Consider the following 8144-nt stretch of genomic DNA (forward strand, 5'->3'; position numbering starts at 1 on the left):
TCTTGTTGACTTTATAAAAGTAGTATCTTATTCACCAAGGAGGTGAATCTCATGCCAAATATTAAATCTGCGATCAAGCGTACAAAAACAATCGAAAAGCGCCGTGCACACCGTGCCGCTCAAAAATCTGCCCTTCGCACTGCGATTAAAGGAGTAGAAGCCGCTGTAGCAGCAGGAAACTTGGAAGCAGCTAAAACTGCACTGCAAGTTGCCGGCAAACATTTGGACAAAGCAGTAACCAAAGGTCTGATCCACAAAAACGCAGCTTCCCGCAAGAAGTCTCGTCTGGCTAAGAAGGTTAACGGCCTGTCCGCTTAAGCATATATGAATGCATTCATATCAAGAAAAAGCGACCCATTCCAGGTCGCTTTTTCTTATGGAGTCGGATGCATCATATCTTTTAAGCCCAATATGAATAGCTCAAGCGCAAATACTTTATCAATTTGCCCTGTTTTAATGCGCACGTCTTCTTCAGCAAGCCGGTGCAGAATACCCTTAAGCGCTTTCTCACTGAAGGCGCGCGCCTGCTCATTCGCCAGTTTAGCTGCATACGGATGAATGCCGAGCATCGAGGCCATCTGCTGCGGGGAATATCCGTGCGGCTGCAGCGCCTTTACCTGCAGCAGAATGCGGAAATGCCGGGCCAGCAGCGTAAGAATCTTGAGCGGCTCGCCCTCCCCTTTCGTCTCGCTGCTTCCAACGTTCAGCCGCTGCAGGTCATAGTACATGCGAACCGCATCCTCGATTTGCAGACGGGCGATTTTATCAATTAAACGGAAGATATCGTGCTCCAACTCGCGCGTTGCCAGCGCCTCTACCGTCTGCTCTGTAATCTCCCCGTCTTCCCCTGCATATACGGCCATTTTTTCAATCTCTTTATCCAGTTGACGCAGCTGTGTGCCGCTCATCATAATCAGCAGCTCTGCCGCCGCAGGTTCCATGACTACATTGTACCGTTTCGCCTGCCGAATCACCCACTCGATCAGGGCTGCTTCTTTTAGGGGGACGCATTCCACCACGATACTGTCTTTTTTCAGCGCTTTGACCACCTTTTTTCGCTCATCAAGCTTGTCCTGCGCCACTTCGAGAATCAGCACGGAATAGTCCGGAGGATTGCTTATATATGCCGTAAGTGCATCCAGGTCGTGCTCGGGAACACCGGACGGCGGCTTCGCTCCGGTTAGAAACACGGCATGCGATGCACGGACAACGCGCTTCTCTCCCATTAATGGGAAAGTCTCAGCATCCTGCAGCGCCAGCTGAATCGGTGTCTCCCGCAGGTCATATGTGCTGTAGTTAAAGTCACGGCTTGCTTCATCCAAGGCTTTCCCTTCAATCAAACGTACCAGCTCGTCCATCATATACTGCTCCGTACCGTAAAGGACATATACCGGTGCAATCTTGCCCTGTTTGATATCCCGCATAATCTGTCGTATCTCCACTTTCTTTCACCTCAGCTTCCCTTTTCCATTATATAAAATTAAGAATGCCGCTGAAAATCGAAGACAATGAGAAAAACTCGCTTACTAGTGGAGGGAAAGTATATTTTGCTTTATCACTGTAAAACGAATCTACTTTCCTATACCAATAAAAAACCATGGCAAACGTGTGCCATGGCCTTTGGAAGGCTGTGCGTATATGTAAACGCTCTGGGTCCGGGGGGCCCTTTTTCCGGAGACCGAGCGATAAGCACCGCTGCTTTTACTACATCATACGCATCTTAAAAAAAAAGCGTGCTTATTTATTGAAAAGTGGACGTTCAATATTTTTCTCAAGGTCAATCAGCCACTCCTGCGGAGCGGATGCTTCCCCTCCGTCCGGTCGACCGATGTATTCGAGTTTATAGATGATCTTCTTATCTTCAATCCAACGATAAGATACATTATACGCCTCGTTCCATGTATGAGTGACAAACTCGATTCCACCGCCTGCGTTGCGCACCAGAAGAGCATTGTCGGTCTTGCTTACGAAAAACTCCTGAGATGGTGACGGCTTGCCCGGTGGCTTGTACGTATTATCCGCCAAAGCGGCGGCTCCCGCCTTTGCCTCTCTCTTCGGCCGCTGCCCTTCTTCCTGGATAAACGCCAGAGTTCCGCTTATTCCAGGTTTTCCGTCCTTCGGAGCGGGCGCGGCTTTATCAGCCAGTGCACCGTTATCTACGGGAGCGTCCGGTGCCCCGGCGATCGCCACTTCGGATTCCGCTGGCTCCCCGCTCGGTTCGGTCGGCCTGGCCGTCTCAACATCAGAGCTTGGCTGAGCGGAAGATGACTTATTCACTGATTTTTGATTCTGTTCGACTTCCGACCCGGGCGCCTCTTCGCTCTTCGATTGTTCTCCGGCAGAAGCATGAACGCTGGAGGATGGCGACGCACTCTTTGTATCCCCCTGCAACGGCGCTGTATCACCAACGGCCGATTTGGAGCCAGAAGCATCTGCAGCCGGTGCTTCTTCCGTTGTTCCATCGGAGGCAGGAGACTTCGCTGGACCCCCCTCTGCCTCCTGCCGCGGTTCACGCTGTTCGTTCGCTACAATAAACGCCTTAGACTTCGGCTTTGTACCGGTTGCATCCTGAACCTGGGGCATCTGCGAAGAAGAAAACGCCGATTGTTTCATCTCCGGTTTATCCAGCATAAAGACAATAGCGGAAATCAGCAGTCCGGCTGCCGTTGCGCCGCCGATATAACGATACCAGATTGCCTTGTTATTCCGCCGCGGCATTTCGATCGCCGCCGCCTGTTCCTGGACAAAAGGCGGAAGGTTTCGCTCACGATCAATACGGTCAAGCTCAGGCAGAATGGATTTCACGATACTAAACGGGGGTTCGACCATAGGAAGCTGTTCTAGATGCGTAGAGAGAGAGTGCAAGCGTTCATATAAGGACGCGCAATCCCGGCACAATGCTTGATGCCGCATCAACTTTTCTTTTTCCGCACCGTCAAGCTCGCCGTCCAAATCACGCTGCATCCACTCGTAAGCTTCTTCGCAACTCACTCTACACACCACCTTTCTGATATTCATGCAGTAATTCCTGAAGTTGTTGTCGGGCCCGATAGAGGTATGATTTTACGGTATTTAACGGCATGTTCATTACTTCCGCAATTTCTCCGTATGATAAATCTTGAAGGTAGCGCAGTGTAACGACAGTGCGCTGATGTTCAGGAAGGCGCTTAATCGCTTCCCTTACTTCTTCCGCTACATCCGCCCGTTCCACTTCTTGCTCTACGTTTTGGAAATCATAGAGTGTAAGCTCGTGCTGGTCGATCGATACAGTCTCTTTCTTTTTGCGAAATTTATCTATGCATACGTTGGTCACGATACGCTGCACCCAGGTCGAAAATTTCGCTTTCTCCTGGTAGGTATTGATTTTTGTATAAATTCGGATCAATGCTTCCTGAGAAGCATCCAGCGCGTCGTGCTCGTTCCCCAGTATATAAAACGCGGTGCGGTACACAGAATGCTCTATGGACTCAAGCAATTGCACAAGAGCCTCTCGATCCCCGTTCTGGGCGGAGCGTATTAACTCTGCATCAACCACGCCCGTGCCTCCCCTCTCAATACCTCAGACGTAAGGTATATACTAAATGTTGCACAAAATGTTGCACTACTGTCTAAAAAACTATCTGCAGGCAGCAGATACGCTAACGGTTTCGTATGTAATCATGTTTCTCTTTATATGCACTACCGCTGCACCACAAACATCCGTACGAAGAACAACACCGCCTCTTTTTGCAAGCCTTTCAATTGCTTCGCGATGCGGGTGTCCATACAGGTTTTCTTTGCCGACTGAAATCACAGACAGCTTCGGTGTCACACGGTCCACCCATGCTTGCGAGGTAGAGCCTTTGCTGCCATGATGGCCGACTTTCAATACATCTACCGGCTCCACCAGGTTCTCGCGCAACAAACGCTCTTCGCCTTCTCTCTCTAAATCTCCGGCAAAAAGGAGATGAAAACCATAGGCTTCAAGCAATAAAACTACCGAATTTGCATTATCTTCCTCTGTCACAATTCTTTGCGCAGGATTCAGAACCCGCCATACGATGCCGGGTTCTTCTCGCCATATCTGCCCCTGTCTCGCTTCTACAACAGGAATACGTTTTTCGTGGAGTAATTGATTGACTTTTTTTTCAACTTCGATCTTAGCAGGCAGGCCGTTAACCAGTGCCTGCCGGACCGGCATATTTTCAAGCAGGTAAGAAATCCCGCCGATATGATCGCTATCGCCATGTGTCAGAACAAGCAAATCAAGCGAAGAAATGCCTCTTGCATGCAAAAAAGGCATAACGACCGACTTGACGGGATTGTACGGATCGCGCCTTCTTTCCCACGGTTGTTCTCCCCAGCGCGGCGGAGGCCCTCCGCCGTCAATCAATACGGTTTTACGAGGTGTCTCGATTACAATCGCATCCCCTTGTCCTACATCCAAAAAAGTAACGGTCACTTCCTTTTTTGGCCAGGAAAAAAAGAGAGAACCAAATAAAATCAAAGGACAAAGAATGAAGCCGAGTTTCGCTTTCCAATTTAAGGTTATTTTATCATACAACCATCCGGCAAGGAAGATAAGCCAGCAGAAATACCCTATCATCCACCACATGGAAGGAGACCGAAAAGCGCTCCTTAACAGTTGCCCTTTTTCTATCATCTGTAGCAGTTGCAAAGCAGGGAGCAAAAATAAATCGACGATTTTAGCCGGCAGAAATCCCAGAGCCGGGTGTACACTCCCCAAAAGAAGAGCGAGTGCCGCAAGTGGCGCAACGATTACACTGATAAAAGGAACAAACAAAAAATTGATAATCGGTGATAAAAAAGAATAGATGTGAAAGTAGTAGATGGTAAGCGGGAATGATACCACGGTCGCTGCTATTGTTACCGCGGCCAGCCTACATAAAGCCGCAGGGCCGACGGTAAACCTGGCTGTCAACGGCGGCACGAACACCAGCAGGCCAAATGTAACAAGGTACGACAATTGAAAGCCAATATTATGAATATAGTACGGATCATATCCTATCATAATTAAAAAAGCGGCTCCAATCAGATTCCATCCGTCCCTGATTCTTCCTGTCAATAGCGCGAGCAGCACAAACTCTCCCATGACTAACGCACGGACAGCCGAAGCGCTTGATCCGCTCATCGCTACATAAAGAGGAAGGAATAATGCGGTCGCCAGGTAGGCCCGCCGTCTGGTTACGCCGCATAGCCGCAGTGTATAGACCAAGCCTGCAATCAACAGGGTAATGTGCTGTCCGGAAATCGCAATTACATGCGTCAGACCAAGTGAGGAAAACGTTGCGTACAAATCGGTATCGATTTCATCCACAGCTCCTAGCAGCATTCCGGCAAGGAGGCCCGCCGACTCCGGCGCAAACAGCCTTGTCGTGCGTTCCGCAAGCCACTGCTGGGATGCGACCATAGCTCCCGTAAAACTTAGGCTTCTCCCATCATAGGAAAGCGTCTGCGCTTCTTTTATTTTTCCGATACGGTGAATTCGCTGCCAATGAAGATACTCAGGGTAGTTGAACGCTTCAGGATTGGTGGGCGCTATAGGAAGCGCAAGCTCTATTTCTCCGGTGATCCTTGTTCCAAACCCAAGCGTCTGCTGCGCTTTCATCCAGGAGGCCTTATCCCGAAAATAGAGCGTTGTCTGTACCCGTTCCGCATGCGGCAAATCTTTATTATCCAGCCTGTCCATACGCACAATAAACCTGCACCGATTTCCGTCAAACTTCACTGCACTTTCGATAATTCCGGAAAACGCCGCATTCGCTTCTTCCGGCAGCACACTTACATTGCGTTTCTCCGTCCAGACATAGTGCGTAAATCCCGTACAAAAACATAGCAACCCAACTATGACAATAGAAGGAGGTACTCTATTTTTCCAAAACCGGGGCATCATTCCGACAATCACAACCACTATACACAAACCAAGACCCATCCGGGCGCTGTGAACAAACCGAGAAGCGCAAACAAGCCCGCCCAGCATGTACAAACTATAAATCAAAAGCGCCCGCTGCCGAATCATTATCCTACATACCCACGCTGTTTCAACTTCTCTATATGTGCACGCATAAGCGCATCAATGTCCATTAAAAACGTGTCTTCCAGTATATAAAGCATAGTAAAACAGCACTGAGCAATATGCAGTAAATTTAATCCGCAACCTCTTAGCACTTGTTCATCAGTATAGATTCGGGCTTCACCGCTGGCACCGCGAAACTTGCCAATCCACTGGGCAAAACGACCGATCGCCACCGAAATGTTCAGCACTGTGCTATCAAGCGTTACGCCTGGAATCACCAGGCGCGGCAGGCTCATTTCCCGAAATCCCTCTTCATTCACCTTACTATATACATCGCCGGATATGCTCTGCAGATAGCCTTTACGCAGCAGTTTATCCAGGTGATCATCGATCATTTGCTCCAGGCGTACATCCGGCGCCAATTCTTCCAGTACAAATGTCATGGAAATGCACGTCTGAGCCACGTCGAGCAGCTCTCTGGCCACATTCAAAAGCGCTTCACGCGCACGGGGCGTTCCCTGCTCTTCCATCCAGCTAAGAATCGCTTCACTTAGTTCTCCCTGTTCTTCCACCAGCTTATGAAACGTCGACTCCAGCGAAGGAACCAGCCGGTTCAGTCTTGGAAGCACAATCTCCATCCCGCTCTCCTTCCTTTCTCCCTTTTATGTGAAAATCGTGAGAAAAAAGAACTGAAGAAGAAAAAAGATCCAGGGAAGAAAAAGGCCTTCGCCTTTTTCCTCATTGAAACTATCCCCTCGTTCTCTTCTCTCTTTTCCTTTTATCTTATCATAGAAGGCAAGTTAAATGTAAAAAAAAGGAAAGAGTTTTTCACTCTTTCCTTTTAGTATCTCTGCAACTCGTTCCACTGATCCGTCAGTTCTGATAGCTCCTGCTTAATCATATGCATATTTGGCTCTTCCTGCTGTTCGATACAATCATTCAGCTTCTCCAGCAGAAAATTGATACGGCCTTCGACAATTTGCTGCTCGATATATTGGTCTACCAGAATATTGGCAAGCTCTGTCTCCCCGCCGAATCCGTTGTTTTCGTAGATGCGGCCTTCACGGAAATAAATGTCTTTGCTTACCCCTTCTTCATAGAGTCGAAGCATACCACTTGCTCCCATTAAGTAGACGGCACCGTAGAATAGGCGAATAAGCGGATTACTTACCATTTCTTCTTCGGTAATCCCGTTTATATAGAGCCGGCCTTTAATCGGCAGACCCGCTTGTACTACTAAACGGAATACGCCATGTTCAGTATAGAAACCAAGCAGCAGTGTGCCCTGCATTGTCTTTTTCTCTTCTACCGTGATTTCAGGGCGGCCTTTCGCCTCTTCTACAATGCGGTACACATCGTCTGTTCTTTCCTGCGGAGCTTGAAAGTTATCACACACACCACGGACTGCCGCGACATTTGGTTGCATTGAAATCACCTCGTTCGTAGTTCGAAAGAATATATCCTCTTGCTACATCTTTACCCCCTTATTTATCATCCATACCATGTTTTTGCGTATTTCACAAAAATTTTTATCTCAATCAACAAATTCCATCTTGACACCAAGCGGCGGTGTATATTTTTGCATCTGGCGGAACTCGATGCCTTTCTGTCCGAACAGCCTGGCCACCTTCTCGTAATCTTTCGCATATGCCCGGTGATACACCACTTCCGCAATACCGCTATTAGCAATGAGATTAGCGCATGTCCAGCACGGCTGGTCAGTCACATATACCGTGGCGCCTTGCCGATCTTCCTGGTCGGTAAACAGCAGCAGGTTCTGTTCGGCGTGAATCGTGCGGATGCATTTTTGTTTTTCCACGATTGTGCCTCTCTCGTCTGTTTCATAGTAATTATGCAGCATGCATCCTACATCCAGACAGGAATCGACTCCGCTCGGACTTCCATTGTAGGCTGTCCCCAGCACTTTTCGATTTTTGGTCAGTACCGCCCCCACATGGCGGCGGGGACATGTGGCTCGTGTAGCAGCCATGTAAGCCAGATCCATAAAATATTCATCCCATGTCTTTCGTGCACCCATCTATTTCCCTCTTTTCCGTTTCTTTCTGCCTCTTTTTTATAATAAACGATAGGACAGAGCAACGGCAAACGACTGTTCAGTCGCACCCCC

Annotated in this window: 8 protein-coding genes; 1 reads left to right on the forward strand and 7 read right to left on the reverse strand. The window is 48.7% G+C overall.

Features of this window, described 5'->3' with window-relative positions; all coding sequences use genetic code 11:
• Positions 1-51: 51 nt before the first annotated feature.
• Positions 52-318: a 30S ribosomal protein S20 gene (rpsT, locus tag ADA01nite_RS03830; protein ID WP_146808585.1), complete on the forward strand. Its 267-nt coding sequence runs from the start codon at positions 52-54 to the stop codon at positions 316-318.
• Between the two features lie 56 nt (positions 319-374).
• Here rpsT and holA read toward each other — a convergent pair whose 3' ends face one another.
• The 7 genes from holA to ADA01nite_RS03865 all read right to left on the reverse strand — a co-directional run bounded on the left by holA (position 375) and on the right by ADA01nite_RS03865 (position 8054).
• Positions 375-1442: a DNA polymerase III subunit delta gene (gene holA, locus ADA01nite_RS03835; protein WP_146808586.1), complete on the reverse strand. Its 1068-nt coding sequence runs from the start codon at positions 1440-1442 to the stop codon at positions 375-377.
• Positions 1443-1737: 295 nt separating this feature from the next.
• Positions 1738-2991 (reverse strand): anti-sigma factor family protein, encoded by a 1254-nt coding sequence (locus tag ADA01nite_RS03840; RefSeq protein ID WP_170230139.1) that lies wholly within the window; start codon positions 2989-2991, stop codon positions 1738-1740.
• A gap of 1 nt (position 2992) precedes the next feature.
• The gene (locus ADA01nite_RS03845) at positions 2993-3535 is read right to left on the reverse strand and encodes an RNA polymerase sigma factor (RefSeq protein ID WP_146808588.1); all 543 of its coding nucleotides are present in this window, start codon (positions 3533-3535) and stop codon (positions 2993-2995) included.
• Positions 3536-3616: 81 nt separating this feature from the next.
• The gene (locus tag ADA01nite_RS03850) at positions 3617-6019 is read right to left on the reverse strand and encodes a DNA internalization-related competence protein ComEC/Rec2 (protein ID WP_146808589.1); all 2403 of its coding nucleotides are present in this window, start codon (positions 6017-6019) and stop codon (positions 3617-3619) included.
• Positions 6019-6654, reverse strand: coding sequence for a MazG-like family protein (locus ADA01nite_RS22415; RefSeq protein ID WP_218029530.1), 636 nt, complete (start codon positions 6652-6654; stop codon positions 6019-6021). The genes ADA01nite_RS03850 and ADA01nite_RS22415 overlap by 1 nt, the downstream gene beginning before the upstream one ends.
• Positions 6655-6857: 203 nt before the next feature.
• Complete coding sequence (locus ADA01nite_RS03860) at positions 6858-7442, reverse strand: hypothetical protein (protein ID WP_146808590.1); 585 nt, start codon at positions 7440-7442, stop codon at positions 6858-6860.
• A gap of 108 nt (positions 7443-7550) precedes the next feature.
• Positions 7551-8054: a deoxycytidylate deaminase gene (locus tag ADA01nite_RS03865; protein ID WP_146808591.1), complete on the reverse strand. Its 504-nt coding sequence runs from the start codon at positions 8052-8054 to the stop codon at positions 7551-7553.
• Positions 8055-8144 lie beyond the last annotated feature (90 nt).

It is taken from the genome of Aneurinibacillus danicus (assembly GCF_007991215.1).
GTDB classification, from domain to species: Bacteria; Bacillota; Bacilli; order Aneurinibacillales; family Aneurinibacillaceae; genus Aneurinibacillus; species Aneurinibacillus danicus.

Coding starts and splice junctions, on each gene's coding strand:
- rpsT (WP_146808585.1), top strand. CDS start 52: ATGCCAAATATTAAATCTGCGATCAAGCGTACAAAAACAATCGAAAAG.
- ADA01nite_RS03850 (WP_146808589.1), bottom strand. CDS start 6,019: ATGATTCGGCAGCGGGCGCTTTTGATTTATAGTTTGTACATGCTGGGC.
- ADA01nite_RS22415 (WP_218029530.1), bottom strand. CDS start 6,654: ATGGAGATTGTGCTTCCAAGACTGAACCGGCTGGTTCCTTCGCTGGAG.
- ADA01nite_RS03860 (WP_146808590.1), bottom strand. CDS start 7,442: ATGCAACCAAATGTCGCGGCAGTCCGTGGTGTGTGTGATAACTTTCAA.
- ADA01nite_RS03865 (WP_146808591.1), bottom strand. CDS start 8,054: ATGGGTGCACGAAAGACATGGGATGAATATTTTATGGATCTGGCTTAC.